Consider the following 19,497-nt stretch of genomic DNA (forward strand, 5'->3'; position numbering starts at 1 on the left):
TAAAAAAGCCTCAACAGAATAGGGTTGAGGCTTTTTAAATTTTATATAAATTATTTAGAAATTTGAGACGCCATAATTAATGCGTTGTAAGCATTAACAATTTTAGCAGATTTACTAATTTCTGATAATGATTTAATATTATTTGCATCACCACCAACAATAAGCTTTGATTTAACTGGTAAACCAGAATCCATAATTATTTGTTTTACTTGAGATGCTTTTAATTTAGGGTATTGTGACCAAACTAAAGCAGCAACACCAGCAACTGCAGGAGCAGCCATACTTGTTCCACCTTTTGTGTCATATTCGTTTTCTGGAGTTGTAGAGTATACTTGTGCTCCTGGAGCAAATACATCTACGTTTTTAAGTCCGTAGTTAGAAAATCCAGCAATCATTTTAGTCCCATAACTTGGCGCTAATGCTCCAACACGAATGTAAGTATCTGAAATTTCAACAAAATCTACATTATCATCAGGGAAATTTGGTTCTACATCTACATTTTTACTGTCGTTACCTGCTGCGTGAACAAAAATAACGTTATTATCACTTGCGTATTTAATAGCATCTCTTACCCACTCAGAATGTGGAGAAAAGCTTTTACCAAAACTACCATTAATTACTTTTGCACCGTTATCTACAGCATATCTAATAGCTTTTGCGATGTCTTTATCATACTCGTCACCATTTGGTACAGCTCGTAAAGACATTATTTGTACGTTATTTGCAACACCATTAGCACCTAATCCATTATTACGCTCGGCAGCGATAATACCAGCAACGTGTGTACCGTGACTTTCAGATTTTACTGAAGGCATTACGTTGTTGTTACCATAACCTGGTTTGTCATTAAAATCGTCTGGATTATCACCAGTAGTACGACCTTTAAAATCTTTGTTTAAGTTATAGTTTAATTGGTCTGTAAAATATTCGATACCACCTTTTAATTGCTTTTTAGCTTCTGTCATAGATGTTAATCCGTAACCGTAAAGCATAGTAGCAGCTGCTTTAGCTTCGACTACTTTTTGATCTTCTGAGGTAATTTCACTTACTTCTTTTGGTGTATAATCTTCTTTTCCAAAATGTTTTGATAAAACATCATGAGCATTAGTTACTTGAGTGTATAATTGATCGTAACGTTGTTTGTTAGATAAAGCACGTTGGTAATCTTGTTCTACTTTTTCTACAGCTTCGTTATATCTTGCTATGCTTGTGTTACCACTAGCTGCGATACGCGTCATTTCTAACTGCTCGTTGTAAGCATCGCCTAAAAAATTCCAACCGTGTATATCGTCTATGTAACCATTTTTATCATCGTCAATACCGTTACCTGGAATTTCGTCTGTATTTGTCCATAAAACACCATCTAAATCTTCATGCTCGATGTCTATACCAGAGTCTATTACAGCAACAATAATTTGTTGTCCTTTTTTACCTTTAATAATTTCGGCGTAAGCCTTATCAACACTCATTCCAGGAATCGTGTCTTTTACTAAATCTAAATGTCCCCAATTGTGTGCTTCGGCTTCTGTTAATTCAGATTCTTTAATAGGTGTATTGTCAATATTTTCTATTGGTGTAGATAAGATTGGTGCATTACCACCACAACTTGAAAGCACAACTGCTGCAAATGCAGACAGCATTAATGGCTTGTAATTAATTGTCATTGCGTTTTATTGTTTAGTAATTGTTAATTAAATATATCGTTGCACGTAAATGTGTCTTTTAATCGTACGCCTTTTTCGGTATGTTGTACGGTTATAATTTCGTTATGTGCATCGTGTTCCAAAAATAAGTAATAATTGTTATCTGCTGCTAGGTTTAAGAATTTTTCTTTTTCATCTAAGGTCAGTAATGGTCTTGTATCATAACCCATTACAAAAGGTAAAGGTAAATGCCCAACAGTTGGTAAAAGATCTGCCATAAAACAAATGGTTTTTCCTTTATAGTTAATCATAGGAATCATTTGTTTTTCTGTATGTCCATCTGCAAAAAAGATGTCAAAACCAAGCTCTGAGTTTTTTAATATGTCGTTTTGCGGAATACTTGTAAATTTTAAGTGACCGCTGTCTTGCATTGGTAAAATGTTTTCTTTTAAAAAGGATGCAACTTCACGTCGATTAGGTTGTGTTGCCCATTGCCAATGATTTTTATTACTCCAAAAGTGAGCGTTTTTAAAAGCAGGTTCTAATTTTGTACGGTCTTTATTGTAATTTATGCTTCCTCCACAATGGTCAAAATGAAGATGCGTCATGAATACATCTGTAACATCATCTGTAGAAAAACCTGCATTATTAAGCGATTTTTCTAAGGAATAATCTCCCCAAAGATGGTAGTATCCATAAAATTTTTCGCTTTGTTTGTTGCCCATTCCAGTATCTATTAATATTAACCGATTACCGTCTTCTATTAATAAGCATCTAGCAGCAATATCTATCATATTATTACTATCTGCAGGATTAGTTCTGGTCCATAAAGATTTTGGGACTACGCCAAACATTGCGCCGCCATCTAATTTAAAATTTCCAGATTCTATTGGATATAATTTCATGTAAAATGAATAATTGTAAGACTTAATATTTGTTGCAAATTACTAATTATAGACTAATACATATTAAATATTAAGGATTTATTAAGAAATATGGTTATTCCTGCATTATAATTAGAGTTCTTCTAAATTTTTCATTATACATTTTCATATTATTATCTAAATTTGGGTTAAATGTTATTGAAAAATTAACATTATTAGTATTTTCACGAAAAATCAAATTAAATGTTAGAACTAGCCGGCATAATTATTTTAGGAATTTTAGCGCAATGGGTTGCATGGAAATTTAAAATACCTGCAATTTTACCATTAATCTTAATTGGGTTATTAGTTGGTCCAATTGCTGCAGAATTTTTATCCTTTGATGGAAAAAAATGGATAGAACCTATTTGGAATGGAGAAGAAGGTCTTTTTCCTGGAGAAAGTTTATTCTACTTTGTCTCTTTAGCCATAAGTATAATTCTGTTTGAAGGTGGACTAACCCTAAAAATGGCCGAAATAAAAAACGTAGGTCCTGTAATTACTAAATTAATATCTATTGGATCTATTGTTACTTTTTTTGGAGCAGGAATTGCAGCACATTACATTTTTGGATTAAGTTGGGAAATCTCATTTTTATTTGCTGGTTTAATCATAGTAACTGGACCAACGGTAATTACACCAATTTTAAGAAATATTCCTTTAAAAAAGGATGTTTCAGCAGTTTTAAAATGGGAAGGTATTTTAATAGATCCTATAGGTGCTTTAGTAGCCGTATTAGTATTTGAATTTATTAGTGTAGATGCTGGCGGAGAATTTACAAAAACAGCTTTAATCGAATTTGGTAAAATTGTACTTTTTGGTGCTACTTTTGGATTTACATTTGCTCATGCATTAAACTTTATTATTAATAAAAAATGGGTACCACATTATTTACTTAATGTTTTTTCTTTAGCTGCAGTTTTAGGTGTATTTGTTTTATCAGATGCATTTGCGCACGAATCTGGTTTATTAGCAGTTGTAGTTATGGGTATGGTTTTAGGTAACTCTAAATCACCTTACTTAAAAGATTTACTTTATTTTAAAGAGTCTTTAAGTGTACTATTAATTTCAATTTTATTTATTCTTTTAGCTGCTAATATTAATTACAGCGATTTACTTTTAATCTATAATTGGCAAACAGTAGCATTATTTTCTGTAGTTGTATTTTTAATTAGACCATTAGGCGTATTTATTAGTACTCATGGTTCTAAATTAAAACTAAACGAAAAGCTTTTTATTAGTTGGGTTGGACCAAGAGGTATTGTTGCTGCAGGTATTGCCTCTTTATTTGGATTAAAGCTAGCTAAAAAAGGCGTTTATGGTGCAGAATATATTACACCTTTAGTTTTTGTAATTGTACTAGGTACAGTTTTATTAAATGCCACAACAGCTAGATTATTTGCTAGATTAGTTGGTGTATTTTTAAATAAATCTAGCGGAATTTTAATTGTTGGCGCTTCTAAAGTTTCTAGATTAATAGGGCATTATTTAGAATCTAATGGCAGACATGTTGTTTTAATAGATAGCAACCAAACCAATATTAATAAAGCTAAGGAGCTTGGTCTAGAAGCATTAAATACAGATATTTATTCTCAAACTTTATTAGATAATATAGAATTAAATGACGTTGGTTATCTTATGGCATTAACAGGAAATAGTGATATTAATAAATATGCTATAAATAAGTTTGCTAAACAATTTGGAGAAAATGGTGCTTTTAGATTAGTCTCTACTGCAGAAATATTAGACGAAACAAATAGTCCCAAAGAAGGATTATTTTCTCATACAGATGATTATAATTCTTTATCTGCGGTTACTAGAAAATTTCCAAGTATTCAAGAAATTGAAATTATTGATAAAGCTCACTTAGAAGACTTGATAAAGACTACAAATAATGATAAAGATATTATTCCTTTATTTATAAAAGATGATGAAGGCGAATTACATATAATAGCTTCTGATAATACCGATTTAGGTGATGTAAAAGCAGGTTTTAAACTTGTGTATTTAGGAAAACCTTTAGATGTAGAAAAAGTAGATACAGTTCAAAACCAAACTAATTAAAATAAAAAAAGCCTTCTAAAAAGAAGGCTTTTTTTATTGGTTAATCATTTAGCTTTAATACAGCCATAAATGCTTGCTGAGGTATTTCTACGTTACCAACTTGGCGCATACGTTTTTTACCTTTTTTCTGTTTTTCTAGAAGTTTACGTTTACGCGAAATATCTCCACCGTAACATTTAGCAGTTACATCTTTACGTAAAGCTTTTATGGTTTCTCTAGCAATAATTTTTGCTCCAATTGCAGCTTGAACAGGAATATCAAATTGTTGTCTAGGAATTAATTCTTTAAGTTTTTCGCACATCTTTTTACCAATGTAATAAGCATTATCTGCATGTATTAAAGCCGATAGTGCATCTACATTTTGTGCGTTAAGTAATATGTCAACACGTACTAATTTTGAAGCTCGCATACCAATTGGATGATAATCAAAAGACGCATAACCTTTAGATACGGTTTTTAGACGGTCGTAAAAGTCAAAAACAATTTCAGCTAAAGGCATATCAAAACTAAGTTCAACACGTTCTGGTGTTAAATACGTTTGATTTGTAATTTGTCCACGTTTTTCTATACACAAACTCATTACGTTTCCTACAAAGTCTGCTTTTGTAATTATAGTAGCTTTTATGTAAGGTTCTTCAACGCGATTTAAGGTAGAAGGTTCTGGTAAATCAGATGGATTATTAACTATAATAATATCATCTGGATTTTTGTTTGTAAATGCATGATAACTTACGTTAGGTACAGTAGTAATAACAGTCATGTTAAACTCACGTTCCAGACGCTCTTGGATAATTTCCATATGTAACATTCCTAAGAATCCACAACGAAAACCAAATCCTAATGCAGCCGAGCTTTCTGGTTGAAACACTAACGAAGCATCATTTAACTGAAGCTTTTCCATAGAGCTTCTTAACTCTTCATAATCTTCTGTGTCTACAGGATAAATACCAGCAAATACCATTGGTTTTACATCTTCAAAACCACCAATAGCATTTTTTGTTGGGTTTTTAGCATCTGTAATTGTATCACCAACTTTAACTTCTTTAGCTTCTTTTATCCCTGTAATTACGTAACCAACATCTCCAGCTTTTATTTCTTGTTTAGGTTGTTGTTTAAGTTTTAAGGTTCCTACTTCGTCTGCGCCATAAGTTTTTCCGGTAGCGATAAACTTAATTTCTTGATTCTTTTTTATAGACCCATTAATTACTCTAAAGTAAGTTTCTACACCTCTAAATGGATTGTAAACTGAGTCAAAAATTAAGGCTTGTAAAGGTTCATTTTCGTTCCCTTTTGGAGCAGGAATACGTTCTATAATGGCTTTTAGAATATTGTCTACACCAAAACCAGTTTTTCCACTGGCGTGAATTACATCTTCTGGAGAACAACCTAATAAGTCAACAATATCGTCTGTAACTTCTTCAGGATTTGCACTAGGTAAATCTACTTTATTTAAGACAGGAATAATTTCTAAATCATTTTCTAATGCCAAATAAAGGTTAGATATAGTTTGCGCTTGTATACTTTGTGCAGCATCTACTATTAGTAATGCACCTTCACAAGCAGCAATAGATCTTGATACTTCATAAGAAAAATCTACGTGTCCTGGCGTATCTATTAGGTTTAAAATATATTTTTCTCCTTCAAAATTATAGTCCATTTGTATGGCATGCGATTTAATGGTAATACCACGTTCTCGCTCCAAGTCCATATTATCTAAAAGTTGATCTTGCTTTTCTCTTTCTGTAACAGATCCAGTATAATCTAAAAGTCTATCTGCAAGTGTACTTTTACCATGGTCTATATGTGCAATTATGCAAAAGTTTCTAATGTTCTTCATAGTCAATATTCATCTTTATTAAAAGATGTTGCAAATATAACGTAAATATTAAGGATTTTAAGATTTTTATTTTAGTACCATTGGTTAAAAAAATTGCGGTTTTTCCCACAAGAAAATGTTAATAAGTATTATTATCTTGCATGCCTACTTTTATATAAATGAAATACTTAGCAACACTTTTTACTTGTATATTCTCGGTTTTAGCAATAGCGCAAGATGCAGTTGTTTCTGGTCAAGTTTTGGATCAAAATAATTTGCCTTTACCGTTTGTTAACGTTTTACTTACAGATGCCAATGACGTTACTAGTGTAAAAGGCGCTAGTACAGACGAAGCAGGAAAATTTACTATTACAGGATTAGATTTTAAAGCTTACATTTTAAAAGCTTCTTTTTTGGGTTACGAAAGTTTTACTAATACCATAACGATCAACTCTAGTGGATTGGATCAAATTATTGTTTTAAAACCTTCTGCAGAGAATTTAGACGAAGTGGTTTTAAGTGCTAAAAAACCAACATTAGTAAAAACAGCAGATCGATTAACATTTAATGTTGCTAACACTGCTTTGGTTGAAGGAAATATATTAGATGTTTTAAGAAGTACGCCAGGTATTTTAATTTTAGATAATAATTTATCTGTTAAAAACACTTCGCCAACAGTTTTTATAAATGGCAGAAAGGTGCAATTATCTGCATCTGAAGTGACACAGCTATTAGAAAATTCGCCAGCAAATTCTATTCAAAAAATAGATGTAATTACTAATCCATCTGCTAAATATGACGCAGATAATGGAGTTGTCATTGATATTGTAATGAGTAAAAATTTAATTACAGGTTATAGAGGTAATGTATTTTCTAATTACACACAAGGTGTATTTCCTAGATATAATGCTGGAATAAACCAGTTTTTTAAAACAGAAAAGATAAATGTTAATTTAAATTACAGTTATAACCATAGTAAGATAAATAGAGATAATATAAACGAAATTAATTATTTTGAAACTGATAATTCAATTTCAGAAAATTGGCTGTCTGCTTTAAACAGAAATACAACTTCAAAAACACATAACACCAACTTAAATTTTGATTACTTTTTAAGTGATAACAGCACATTAAGTCTAACAACTAACGTTTTATATTTACCGTCTTACGACTATAATACAAACGGAAATACAATTGTAACAAACTTTACAACAAACAACGATTATAATTTTATTGTTAATAATAATTCTAATGATAATAAATACAATTTAGCATTAGATTTAGACTTTGTACAAAAGTTTAAAAATAAAAGTACTTTATCTGTAAATGCGCATATGACAAAGTATGATTATGAAAGACACCAACAAGTAAACTCTCAATATTATTTTGCAAATAGCAGCTCTAATTTTGATACTGCTTTTAAAACAGATAATAATCAAGTTACAGATATATTTACATCGCAATTAGATTACGAGACACCATTAAATGAAACATCTACATTATCTGCAGGTGTTAAAACGTCTGTAATAAACACTGCAAGTGATATTATACAGTTTGATATTGATCCTACAACAGGAAACACAACATACAATGCACAAGATTCTGATAATTACAATTACGATGAAGCTATTTTTGCAGCTTATTTAAACTATAATATAGATTGGGAAAAATGGAGTTTTTCTGCTGGACTTAGAGCAGAGCAAACAGATATTGAAGGTCAATCTTTAAGCACAAATGTGTTAAATAAACAAGACTATTTAGAATGGTTTCCAACACTTAATTTAAGCTGGCAAACTACCGAAAATTTAAGCCTGTATTCAAATTTTAAAAGAAGTATAAATAGACCAAATTATCAAAATTTAAATCCTTTTAATTTTTTCTTGAATGATAATACAATTGTAACTGGTAATCCCTTTTTACAGCCAACATTTACCAACAAAATTGTATTAGGTACAACTATACATGGTAATTATACTTTTGAATTTTATTACAAAGATATTTCTCAAGGTATTTACGAAATTCCTATACAAGACAACACTAATAATATTATTATTTATCAGCCTAAAAATATAGGTACAGCAATAGAATTTGGATTGGATTTTGTCACGTATTTTGACGTAGTAGATAATTGGTCTTTATATTTTGTAACTTCTATGTATAATATGCAAGAAGAAGCTATTTTAGATAATCAAAACGTTAAACAAAGCCAATGGACTAATTACTCTGTATTAAGTAATGATTTTACATTTTTAAAGGACAGAAGTTTAACAGCAAATTTTTCTTTAATTTATATAAGTAAAAATTTACAAGGATTTCAAACTGTAGATGGACGTTTAATTTCAGATCTTTCATTATCTAAAAAGCTATTTAAAAATAAAGCAACATTGTCTTTAGCTTTTGCAGATTTGTTTAACAAACAAGATTTTACGGTTAGAACTAAATACGGTAGACAAGATAATTTAAGTTTTCATAACCAAGATAACAGGTATGTAAAATTAGGCTTTAGTTACAAATTTGGTAACACTACTTTACAAACCAACGAGCGTACTAAAAGCAAAAAAGAACGCGATAGATTAAATTAAAAGGTACTTATTTTTAGAACAACAACAAGAAATTAATCCTGCCATTCTGCAATAAAAAGATTGGTATCTCTATTACCGCCATTATTTCTGTTAGAAGAAAATGCTAATTTTTTTCCATCGTTAGAAAATACAGGAAACGCATCAAAAGTTTCGCTATGCGTTACACGTTCTAGGTTTTTACCATCTATATCAATTAAGTATAAATTAAACGGAAAACCGCGTTCTGCTTCAAAATTTGAAGAGAATAATACTTTCTTTCCGCTAGGATGAAAAAACGGACTCCAATTTGCATTTCCTAAATCTGTTAATTGTTTTAAATCACTACCATCTGCGTTACAAATGTATAGTTCCATTTCAGTTGGTTCTACCAATCCTTCGGCTAACAAATCTTTATAGTCTTTAATTTCTTTTTCGGTTTTTGGTCGTGAAGAACGAAATATAATTTTTGTGCCATCAGGAGAGAAAAAAGCGCCACCATCATAACCTAATTGGTCTGTAATTTGTTTTACATCTGTACCATCTATATTCATGGTGTATAATTCTAAATCGCCACTTCTAGTAGAGGTAAACACAATTTTATCTCCTTTAGGCGACACAGTTGGTTCTGCATCATAACCAGGCTCATTGGTTAATTGATTAACAATATTCCCTTCTAGATCGGCAACAAAAATGTCAAACGTATCGTAAACAGGCCAAATGTATTTTCCGTTTTTACGTAAAGGTGTATCTGGACAATCTTTGTCTCCTAAATGTGTAGATGCATATATAATATGCTTGTTGTCAGGTAAAAAGTAAGCGCAAGTTGTTCTTCCATTTCCTGTGCTAACCATTGGCGGAATAGTGTTTTTAAACGTCTCATTAGCTTGCATTAAAAACATTTGATCACAGCTTACATTCCAATTTTTAAAATTAGATTGAAAAACCAACATGCTATCATTAAAGCTCCAATATGCTTCTGCGTTATCGCCTCCAAAAGTGATTTGTTTTAAGCTTTTAAAATGCTTTTCTTCTGGAAAAATTAACGTGCTATCAGTAATTTTAAATTCTTTTTTTTCAGTTAGAATAGGTGCTCTTTTATTTTCTTCTTTACAAGAAAATAGGGATAAAACAATTAAAATTACAGCTATTAATTTACTTTTCATGGGATACTTTAATTAGTGGTTTAATTTAACTAATTTTGACAAAATTAACATTTCTAAAAGATGAAATTTATAAAACTAACAGTTTTTTTACTAATTGTTACAGCTTGTCATAACAATAAGCCTGTTCAAAAAACTATAAAAGAAGATGTGATTTACCTATCAAACGATAGTTTAGAAGGTAGACAAACAGGAAGTAAAGGCGAGCTAAAAGCTGCAAAATACATTGCACAACGTTTTGAAGATTTAGGATTACAACCAAAAGGAACAAATGGTTTTTTTCAAGAGTTTTCATTTAAACCAAAAACAAATCCGCACCAAAAAGTAAATTATACTGTAAAAAATGGAGACAGCACAATTACCGGAACAAACGTAGTTGGTTTTATAGATAATCAAGCAGAAAACACGGTTATTATTGGTGCGCATTATGATCATTTAGGTTATGGCGCAGAAGGAAGTTTATATAGAGGCGAAACAAAGCAAATCCATAATGGCGCAGATGATAATGCAAGTGGTGTTGGCGTTTTATTAAATCTTGCACAAAAATTAAAAGACTCTAACAAATCAAATAACTATTTATTTATCACTTTTTCTGGTGAAGAAATGGGCTTATTAGGCTCTAATTATTACGCTAAAAATCCAACAGTAAGTAACGATAAAGCCAATTATATGATAAATATGGATATGGTTGGACGTTTAAAAGCAGATAGCACGTTGGCGGTTTATGGTGTTGGTACTTCACCAATTTTTAAACAAACATTAAAAGCGCATAACAATAAATTTAAATTAGTCCAAAACGAGTCTGGCGTTGGACCAAGTGATCACACAAGTTTTTATAATGTAGATGTGCCTGTGTTACACTTTTTTACAGGTCAGCACGAAGATTATCACAAACCTTCAGACGATTTTGATAAGTTGAATTACAACGGAATGCGCACAATTTCAAATTATATTTTTGATGTAATAACAGACCTAAATGATAACGGAAAATTACCATTTAGGAAAACTAAAAACGAAAGTGAAGAAACGCCACGGTTTAAAGTTGGTTTAGGTGTTATACCAGATTATTTATTTGATGGTAAAGGTATGCGTATTGATGGTATTAGTGAAGATAAGCCAGCACAAAAAGCAGGTTTAGAAAAAGGAGATATTGTTGTAAAATTAGGTGATAGTAGTGTGACCGATATGATGAGTTATATGAAAGTACTTTCAACCTTTAATAAAGGCGATAAAACAAAAGTAGTTGTTGATAGAAATGGCGAAAAGGTAGAGAAGGAGATACAGTTTTAATAATCAATAACTTTAATTAGAGCATATGACCTTATAGAATAAAGAAGCTATAAGGTCTTTTTTATTACAATTATTTAAAAAGGTGTAATTTTGCCAAAAAAATTGATAACGTGGTAAAAATAGGTAATATAGAACTTCCAGAATTTCCGTTGTTGTTAGCACCAATGGAAGATGTAAGCGATCCGCCTTTTAGAAAATTATGTAAAGAGCAAGGTGCAGATGTGGTGTATACCGAGTTTGTGTCTAGCGAAGGTTTAATACGTAATGCAGCTAAAAGCGTTATCAAACTTGATATTTACGAAAAAGAACGTCCTGTAGGTATTCAAATTTTTGGAGCCAATATGGATAGTATGTTACAAACCATTGATATAGTTTCTGAGTCTAAACCAGATATTATTGATATTAACTTTGGTTGTCCAGTAAAAAAGGTAGTTAGTAAAGGTGCTGGTGCAGGAATCCTTAAAGATGTTTGCCTAATGGAACAACTTACTGCCGAAATGGTTAAACGTACCAATATACCTATTACCGTAAAAACACGTTTAGGTTGGGATCATGATTCTATTAGAATTGTTGAAGTAGCAGAACGCTTACAAGACGTAGGTTGTAAAGCAATTGCTATTCATGGTCGTACACGTGCGCAAATGTATAAAGGTAACGCAGATTGGAAACCAATTGCCGAAGTAAAAAATAATCCGCGAATGCATATTCCTGTGTTTGGAAATGGCGATGTAAATACGCCAGAACGCGCAATGGAAATGCGTGATCAATATGGTTTAGATGGATGTATGATTGGTCGTGCAACAATTGGTAATCCGTGGTTTTTTAAACAAGTAAAGCACTTTTTTGAAACAGGAGAACACTACAGACCAATTACAATGCAAGAACGTGTAACTGCTGCGCGAAGACACTTACAAATGGCTATAGATTGGAAAGGTGAAACTTTAGGTGTTTTAGAAACTAGACGACATTACACTAATTATTTTAAAGGTATACCTCACTTTAAAGAATACAGAACAAAAATGGTAACTAGCGACCATTCTGTAGATGTGTTTGCTGCTTTTGATGAGGTCGAAGAACAGTTTTCAGATTATGTGTTTACTGAATAACGCTAACCTTAATCAATAATATTTAGCAGTTAGAAAGACGTGTAATTATTGAGTTTTAACTAGCTCTCTATTTATTCTTGAAGAAGCAATTTTAGAAGCTATTATACCAAGTATCATTAAAGTAATTAAAACTATTACAAAGTTTTTTAATTGCAATGCTACAGGATAAGGTAATGTTGGAGTAATCATTACTAGTTTAAAAGATAGCTGTATTTGCACAAGAATGTAACCTATAATTAAACCTAAAATACCACCAATTAACGTCATTAAAATACCTTGATATAAAAATATATTTCTAATATCTTTTACACTTGCGCCTAAATTATAAAGTGTATTTAAGGTTTGCTTTTTATCTAAAATCGCCATTATAATGGTGCCAATTATATTAAATAAAGCTATAATTAGTACTAAAGTAAAAATAAGATAGACTGCTAAATTTTCGGTATTCAACATTTTGTAAATGGCATCATTTAACTGGTCTTTGTCTTTTACAATTATGTTTTTTCCTAAGATATTCTGAATTTGAGCTTTAGTTTCTTCTAAATTAGCATTTTCATCTACATCAAATTCTATACTAGTAATTTGATTATCTGAATAATTCAATAATTCTTTAGCTATGTATATAGGTGTAAATATGTACTTGTTATTAATGTCTTCATTTATATCATATATACCAACATTGACTACTTTAACCTGATTAATTGCTTGATTTTGAGAAGTTATTTGTCCTTTTCCTGGTTTAGGTACAGATAAGGTCATCGCTTCGCCATAATCGTTTGCGCCAACTGATAAATGTGTAGAGATTGTCCAACCAACAACAGATTGTGGCGTTTCAGGATATATCCAATTCCCTATAGGAATTACAGAGTCTATTTTTGTAATGCTATTAAAATTTTGATCAACACCTTTGATGTAAGCAGGATGATTGTTACCATCATAAGTAGCAATAACTCGTTCTTCAATAATTTTTGAAAAACTTTTAATAGCTTTAATAGACTTTAATTTTTCTTCTTGTTGTTTTGAAAGAATAAAAGATTTGCCAACAGTTGTTTCTACTTTTAAATCCGGATCTATAATAGTTGTAAATTCTAAAGTGAAATTTCTTAAACCTGCAAAACCAGACAATACAATAAATAAAGAAGCAGAGCCTAACACAATACCAATCATCGCTATAATTGATATAAAATTAATAGCATTATTACTGCTTTTAGAGCGTAAGTAGCGTTTGACTATGTAAAGCGAAAAATTCAATTAAGATTTTTTTCTTTTGCTTAATAAATCTGGGTTTGCTATAGGATTGTCCTCGCCTTTTAAAGATTTTTCGATTTGGTCTATGTATTCTAAAGAGTCGTCTATGTAAAACATAAGTTGAGGCATACGACGTAATTGATTTTTTGTACGTTGTGCTAATTCATGTCTAATAAACGGAGTATTGGATCTAATTCCTTCTAATAGTTCTTTTCCTTTATCGTTAGGGAAAATACTTAAATATACCTTTGCATCGGTTAAATCTACAGTAACTTTAACTTTAGAAACCGATATAATAACACCTTTTAAACCACCTTTAGTTGCGGCACCTTGAAGGATATCTACAAGATCACGTTGTAAAACAGATGCAATTTTTTTTTGTCTTTGACTTTCTTCCATGTTGCAAAAATAGTTGTTATTATAAGAATATATTACTTTTAAGACATATTTAAGCAATTATTAGACCTAATTTACAATAAAAAATGGATAAAATAGAACATATAGGTATAGCGGTTAAGAGTTTAGAGTCATCAAACAGACTTTTTAAACAGCTTTTTGGTAAAGCTCATTATAAAATAGAAACCGTTAAAAGTGAAGGTGTAAATACATCCTTTTTTCAGGTAGGACCAAATAAAATAGAGTTATTAGAAGCAACAAAAGAAGATAGTCCGATAGCAAAATTTATAGAAAAAAAAGGAGAAGGTATACATCACATAGCTTTTGCAGTAGAAGACATAGAGCAAGAAATACAAAGACTTAAAAAAGAAGGTTTTATTGTGTTAAATGAAACACCTAAAAAAGGCGCAGATAATAAATTAGTTGCTTTTTTACATCCTAAATCGACAAACGGTGTATTAATTGAGTTGTGTCAAGATATCAAGTAATTTAAAAATTGTTTGCAGTATAAGAAAAATAGTAGTAATATTGCACTCCAATTTCGGGTCCTATAACTCAGTTGGTTAGAGTATCTGACTCATAATCAGAAAGTCCCTGGTTCGAGCCCAGGTGGGACCACTTCTTGAAATTGAAAAGCTTCACTTTTAAAGTGAAGCTTTTTTTGTTTAATTTTTAATGTGTATTGTTATTTTTATAATAGCAGAGTATTAAGTTATTAACAAAAAAAGTCTATTTTTATTACTAAATACGCATTTCAACGAATAAAATTGCACTTTAAAGATAATTTTTAAGTAAAAACTGTTGAAAAAATTTTGTTAGCTTACTTTTTTTCATACTTTTACAGCCGAATTTTATTACAAGTTCAACAAAAAAATAATAGCCCAAATGTTATTTATGTTTTTTAGCCTAATTACAATAGCACAAGGAGTAAACGTTCCGCCTCCACCACCACCACAACCGCCACCACCTGGTTTGCCAATAGATAGTGGTATAGCAGTTTTATTTGTAGTTGCTTTAGTGTTTGGTGTTTACAAAGCTATTAAGATTAGTAAAAAATTAAAGGCTTAACTCGTTAAGACGTTTTACATATTTACCAATAACGTCAAATTCTAAATTTACTATTGTACCAATTTTAAATGTATTAAAATTAGTATGCTTATAAGTGTAAGGGATTATTGCAACACTAAAACTGTCTTTTTTAGAGTTAACTACAGTTAAGCTTACTCCATTTACAGTAATAGATCCTTTTTCTATAGTAATATTAGACAACTCAGTATCGTACTTAAAAGTAAATATCCAGCTACCATTAGCTTCTTGGATATTAGTACACTCTCCTATTTGGTCTACATGACCTTGGACTATGTGACCATCAAGCCTGTCTCCAAGTTTCATTGCTCTTTCAAGGTTTACTTTACTTTCAACTTTTAAAGATCCTAAATTAGTTTTGTTTAATGTTTCTTTTATGGCAGTAACAGTATAATTATTATCGTCTATAGCAATAACTGTTAAACATACACCGTTATGAGATACGCTTTGATCAATTTTTAATTCGTAAGTAATATCACTTTTTACAGTGATATGTAAATTTTCTTTTTCTGAGGTTAAATTGGTTACGGTACCAATAGTTTCAATAATTCCGGTAAACATAAAAGTAATCGTTATTATTTAATTAAATTTGTTGCATGTAAAATTACAAACAATAGTTAGTATTATTAATGAAGAAAGAAGAAAATATTAAAGTAGGAATTTCTATTGGAGATTTAAATGGTATAGGACCGGAAGTTGTTTTAAAAATCTTTGAAGATTCTAGAATGTTAGAATTTTGCACACCAATAATTTTTGCTTCAATAAAAACATTAAGTTTTGTAAAAAAATATTATAAACTAGAGGTTAATTTAAACGGTATAAACGATCTAAACCAAGCATTAAACTCAAAAGTTAATGTATATAATTGTTGGAAAGAAAATGTAAATATCAATTTTGGTAAAGACGACAAAAAAATAGGAGAATATGCTATTAAGTCATTAGAAGAAGCCACAAAAGCCTTAAAAAATGACCAAATAGATGTTTTGGTAACAGCGCCAATTAACAAACATAATATACAGTCCGATACATTTAAGTTTCCAGGTCATACAGATTATTTAAATCAAGAGTTAGAAGGTAACAGCTTAATGTTTATGATCAACGATGGATTAAGAGTTGGTTTGTTAACAGACCATGTTCCTGTTAAAGATGTATCCAAGCATATTACAACAAAGTTAATCGAAGATAAAATTAACACAGTTTATAACTCTTTAAAACAAGATTTTAAGATAAATATACCAAAAATTGCTGTATTAGGTATAAATCCTCATACAGGAGACAACGGAGTAATTGGCACAGAAGACGATAAGATATTAAGACCAGCTTTAAAAAAAATTAAAGAATCTGGAAAATTAGTTTTTGGGCCATATGCAGCCGATAGTTTTTTTGGATCAAATAATTATAAAAACTTTGATGCAATTATTGCATCATACCATGATCAAGGATTAATACCATTTAAAACATTGTCTTTTGGGCAAGGTGTAAATTATACAGCAGGATTAAATAAAGTAAGAACATCACCAGATCATGGTACAGCTTACGAGATTGCAGGAAAAGGTCAAGCAGATATAGGATCTTTTAAAGAAGCAATCTTTGCAGCAATTAAAATATTTAATAATAGAAACGAGTTTGCAGAAATAAGTAAAAACCCTTTACCTTTTTCAAAAAAAAAGATATAAACAAAAAAATGTTTATAAGTCTTTAAAATAAAGAAAATTTTATATATTTGCAGGCTCAAAATAGATGTGGTAATGAAGCAATTAAAAGAATTTACAATACCATTTGTAGGTTTAAAAGAAGGAAAACATCATTTTGATTATAATATAGACCAAACGTTCTTTGATCATTTTGAGTATGAAGAGTTTAACTCTAGTGATATTAAAGTAGATTTAATATTAAATAAAAAATCTACATTACTAGAATTACATTTTCAAATATCAGGTACTGTAAATGTATATTGTGATGTAACTAATGAACCATACGACCAAGAATTAAACAACACATTTGATTTAGTTGTAAAATTTGGTGAAGAATTTAATGATGAGAATATAGATATTCTTATAATTCCTCACGGTGAGTATGAAATTAATGTACAACAGTATATTTACGAAACAATAGTATTAGGCTTACCAAGTAAGTTAGTGCATCCTGGGATAGAAGATGGAACATTAGACTCAGAAATACTAAAAAAATTAGAAGAATTAAGTCCTAAAATTAAAGACAAAAAAGAAGAAAAAGACGAGATTGATCCTCGTTGGAATACATTAAAAAAACTATTAACGGATAAATAATAATATAAAATGGCACATCCTAAGAGAAAAATCTCGAAAACTAGAAGAGATAAGAGAAGAACGCATTATAAAGCAACTGCGCCACAAATTGCAACTTGCCCAACAACAGGTGAAGCTCACTTATACCACAGAGCTCACTGGAGTGAAGGTAAATTATATTACAGAGGTCAAGTATTAATAGACAACTCAGTAGAAGAAAACGTAGCATAATTTATTATGCATGCATATAAGAAAACGCTCACTTGTTGAGCGTTTTTTTTATGAAACGCTTTTCTTTACGTTAAAAACCATTTACTTTGCAATAAATTAGTTCAAAATTGACTAATTTAGCTTGATTTATGTCAATTTTTGTTAAAAACAGATCAAAATTGACCAAATTAGATAAAATATATGAGCAAAATAACTGCTGCAATAACAGGTGTTGGTGCTTACGTACCAGAATTTGTATTATCAAATAAAGTCTTAGAGACAATGGTAGATACAAATGACGAATGGATCACTACCAGAACAGGTATTAAAGAAAGAAGAATACTTAAAAAAGAAGAAGGAGAAGGCACTTCATACTTAGCAATTAAAGCAGCTAAAGACTTATTGGAGAAAAAAAATCTAGATCCTAAAGAGATAGATTTAGTAATAGTTGCAACCGCTACTCCAGATATGCCAGTAGCATCTACAGCAGTATTTACAGCAACACAAATAGGAGCTGTTAACGCTTTTGCTTTTGATTTACAAGCAGCATGCTCTAGTTTCCTTTATGGATTATCCACAGCAACCAGCTATATCGAGTCTGGAAGATATAAAAAAGTACTACTAATAGGTGCAGATAAAATGTCTTCCATAATAGACTATACAGACAGAGCAACTTGTATCATTTTTGGTGATGGTGCTGGCGCTGTATTATTAGAGCCAAATGAAGAAGGACTAGGTTTTCAAGACGAATACTTAAGAAGTGACGGTTCAGGAAGAGAGTTCCTTAAAATAGAAGCAGGAGGATCAATATTACCTACAACCCAAGAAACATTAGATAATAAACAACATTTTGTTCACCAAGAAGGACGTACAGTATTTAAATTTGCTGTAGCTAATATGGCAGATGTTTGCGAAAAAATAATGCAAAGAAACAATTTATCGCATGAAGACGTATCTTGGTTAGTACCACATCAAGCAAACCTTCGCATTATAGATGCAACTGCTAATAGAATGAGCCTAGAAGAAGGTAAAGTTCTTAAAAATATACATAGATACGGTAATACAACATCTGCTACGTTACCATTATTACTGCATGATTTTGAATCTCAACTTAAAAAAGGAGACAATTTAATATTTGCAGCTTTTGGAGGTGGATTTACATGGGGCTCAATTTATTTAAAATGGGCATATAATTCTTAAACTAACTAGAAACTTAAATTAATAACTTAATACTTATGGATTTAAAAGACATTCAAAACTTAATTAAATTTGTAGCAAAATCTGGTGCAAGTGAAGTTAAATTAGAAACTGATGATGTTAAAATCACTATAAAAACAGGATCAGATACAGAGACAACAATAGTACAACAAGTACCAATGCAGGCTCAAATGCCAATGCAGGCTCAAATGCCAGTTGCTCCTGCGCCAGCAGCACCTGCAGCGCCAGCAGCACCAACAGAAGCAGCATCTACAGAGGACTCTAAATACATTACAATTAAATCACCAATTATTGGTACTTTTTATAGAAAACCATCTCCAGATAAACCATTATTTGTAGAAGTAGGTCAATCTATAGCAGAAGGAGATGTTTTATGTATTATTGAAGCGATGAAATTATTTAACGAAATTGAATCTGAAGTGTCAGGTAAAATCGTTAAAATCTTAGTAGACGATGCATCTCCAGTAGAGTTTGATCAGCCATTATTTTTAGTAGATCCATCATAACCC

At 30.7% G+C, this 19,497-nt stretch carries 18 protein-coding genes and 1 tRNA gene; 12 read left to right on the top strand and 7 right to left on the bottom strand.

Features of this window, described 5'->3' with window-relative positions:
* Positions 1 to 50: 50 nt before the first annotated feature.
* Together IFB02_RS05760 and IFB02_RS05765 are read right to left on the bottom strand one after the other, a co-directional pair.
* Positions 51 to 1,664: a S8 family peptidase gene (locus tag IFB02_RS05760; protein ID WP_106688105.1), complete on the bottom strand. Its 1,614-nt coding sequence runs from the start codon at positions 1,662 to 1,664 to the stop codon at positions 51 to 53.
* 23 nt (positions 1,665 to 1,687) lie between these two features.
* Entirely contained in the window at positions 1,688 to 2,548 is an 861-nt protein-coding gene (locus IFB02_RS05765; protein WP_106688106.1) for an MBL fold metallo-hydrolase, read from the bottom strand.
* Positions 2,549 to 2,770: 222 nt separating this feature from the next.
* On the opposite strand from IFB02_RS05765, the gene IFB02_RS05770 reads away from it, so the two are divergent.
* Positions 2,771 to 4,630 carry a cation:proton antiporter gene (locus IFB02_RS05770; protein WP_106688107.1) on the top strand — a complete coding sequence of 620 codons (1,860 nt, stop codon included), beginning with the start codon at positions 2,771 to 2,773 and terminating at the stop codon, positions 4,628 to 4,630.
* Between the two features lie 40 nt (positions 4,631 to 4,670).
* On the opposite strand, the gene lepA is transcribed toward IFB02_RS05770, so the two are convergent.
* Positions 4,671 to 6,467, bottom strand: coding sequence for a translation elongation factor 4 (gene lepA, locus IFB02_RS05775; RefSeq protein ID WP_106688108.1), 1,797 nt, complete (start codon positions 6,465 to 6,467; stop codon positions 4,671 to 4,673).
* Between the two features lie 158 nt (positions 6,468 to 6,625).
* Between lepA and IFB02_RS05780 the strand changes: the two genes are divergently transcribed.
* Entirely contained in the window at positions 6,626 to 9,028 is a 2,403-nt protein-coding gene (locus IFB02_RS05780) for a TonB-dependent receptor domain-containing protein (RefSeq protein ID WP_106688109.1), read from the top strand.
* Between the two features lie 32 nt (positions 9,029 to 9,060).
* Here IFB02_RS05780 and IFB02_RS05785 read toward each other — a convergent pair whose 3' ends face one another.
* A complete protein-coding gene (locus IFB02_RS05785; RefSeq protein ID WP_106688110.1) occupies positions 9,061 to 10,170 on the bottom strand; it encodes a TolB family protein in 1,110 nt (369 codons plus the stop codon).
* A 60-nt stretch (positions 10,171 to 10,230) separates the two neighbouring features.
* On the opposite strand from IFB02_RS05785, the gene IFB02_RS05790 reads away from it, so the two are divergent.
* Positions 10,231 to 11,457, top strand: a complete 1,227-nt coding sequence (locus IFB02_RS05790; RefSeq protein WP_106688111.1) for a M28 family peptidase — start codon at positions 10,231 to 10,233, stop codon at positions 11,455 to 11,457.
* Between the two features lie 110 nt (positions 11,458 to 11,567).
* Positions 11,568 to 12,563 carry a tRNA dihydrouridine synthase DusB gene (gene dusB, locus IFB02_RS05795; protein ID WP_106688112.1) on the top strand — a complete coding sequence of 332 codons (996 nt, stop codon included), beginning with the start codon at positions 11,568 to 11,570 and terminating at the stop codon, positions 12,561 to 12,563.
* A 45-nt stretch (positions 12,564 to 12,608) separates the two neighbouring features.
* Here the strand turns inward: dusB and IFB02_RS05800 are convergent, their stop codons facing one another.
* Positions 12,609 to 13,814, bottom strand: coding sequence for an FtsX-like permease family protein (locus tag IFB02_RS05800; protein WP_191073112.1), 1,206 nt, complete (start codon positions 13,812 to 13,814; stop codon positions 12,609 to 12,611).
* Positions 13,815 to 14,210: a 30S ribosome-binding factor RbfA gene (gene rbfA / locus IFB02_RS05805; RefSeq protein ID WP_191073113.1), complete on the bottom strand. Its 396-nt coding sequence runs from the start codon at positions 14,208 to 14,210 to the stop codon at positions 13,815 to 13,817. It abuts the gene before it with no gap.
* A gap of 83 nt (positions 14,211 to 14,293) precedes the next feature.
* On the opposite strand from rbfA, the gene mce reads away from it, so the two are divergent.
* The 3 genes from mce to IFB02_RS05820 all read left to right on the top strand — a co-directional run bounded on the left by mce (position 14,294) and on the right by IFB02_RS05820 (position 15,275).
* Entirely contained in the window at positions 14,294 to 14,695 is a 402-nt protein-coding gene (gene mce, locus IFB02_RS05810; RefSeq protein ID WP_191073114.1) for a methylmalonyl-CoA epimerase, read from the top strand.
* A gap of 56 nt (positions 14,696 to 14,751) precedes the next feature.
* Positions 14,752 to 14,825: transfer RNA gene (locus IFB02_RS05815), tRNA-Ile, on the top strand.
* 276 nt (positions 14,826 to 15,101) lie between these two features.
* A complete protein-coding gene (locus tag IFB02_RS05820) occupies positions 15,102 to 15,275 on the top strand; it encodes a PID-CTERM protein-sorting domain-containing protein (RefSeq protein ID WP_223878879.1) in 174 nt (57 codons plus the stop codon).
* On the opposite strand, the gene IFB02_RS05825 is transcribed toward IFB02_RS05820, so the two are convergent.
* On the bottom strand, positions 15,264 to 15,854 hold the full coding sequence (locus tag IFB02_RS05825; protein ID WP_106688117.1) for a riboflavin synthase: 591 nt from the start codon (positions 15,852 to 15,854) through the stop codon (positions 15,264 to 15,266). The genes IFB02_RS05820 and IFB02_RS05825 overlap by 12 nt on opposite strands.
* Positions 15,855 to 15,922: 68 nt before the next feature.
* On the opposite strand from IFB02_RS05825, the gene pdxA reads away from it, so the two are divergent.
* The 5 genes from pdxA to accB all read left to right on the top strand — a co-directional run bounded on the left by pdxA (position 15,923) and on the right by accB (position 19,494).
* Positions 15,923 to 16,969 (top strand): 4-hydroxythreonine-4-phosphate dehydrogenase PdxA, encoded by a 1,047-nt coding sequence (gene pdxA / locus IFB02_RS05830; protein ID WP_106688118.1) that lies wholly within the window; start codon positions 15,923 to 15,925, stop codon positions 16,967 to 16,969.
* Positions 16,970 to 17,041: 72 nt separating this feature from the next.
* The gene (locus tag IFB02_RS05835; protein WP_106688119.1) at positions 17,042 to 17,581 is read left to right on the top strand and encodes a YceD family protein; all 540 of its coding nucleotides are present in this window, start codon (positions 17,042 to 17,044) and stop codon (positions 17,579 to 17,581) included.
* Between the two features lie 9 nt (positions 17,582 to 17,590).
* Positions 17,591 to 17,791 carry a 50S ribosomal protein L32 gene (rpmF, locus tag IFB02_RS05840; protein WP_027879374.1) on the top strand — a complete coding sequence of 67 codons (201 nt, stop codon included), beginning with the start codon at positions 17,591 to 17,593 and terminating at the stop codon, positions 17,789 to 17,791.
* Between the two features lie 180 nt (positions 17,792 to 17,971).
* On the top strand, positions 17,972 to 18,970 hold the full coding sequence (locus IFB02_RS05845) for a beta-ketoacyl-ACP synthase III (RefSeq protein WP_106688120.1): 999 nt from the start codon (positions 17,972 to 17,974) through the stop codon (positions 18,968 to 18,970).
* 35 nt (positions 18,971 to 19,005) lie between these two features.
* Entirely contained in the window at positions 19,006 to 19,494 is a 489-nt protein-coding gene (gene accB, locus IFB02_RS05850) for an acetyl-CoA carboxylase biotin carboxyl carrier protein (protein WP_106688121.1), read from the top strand.
* Positions 19,495 to 19,497 lie beyond the last annotated feature (3 nt).

It is taken from the genome of Mesoflavibacter profundi (genome assembly GCF_014764305.1).
Lineage (GTDB): Bacteria > Bacteroidota > Bacteroidia > Flavobacteriales > Flavobacteriaceae > Mesoflavibacter > Mesoflavibacter profundi.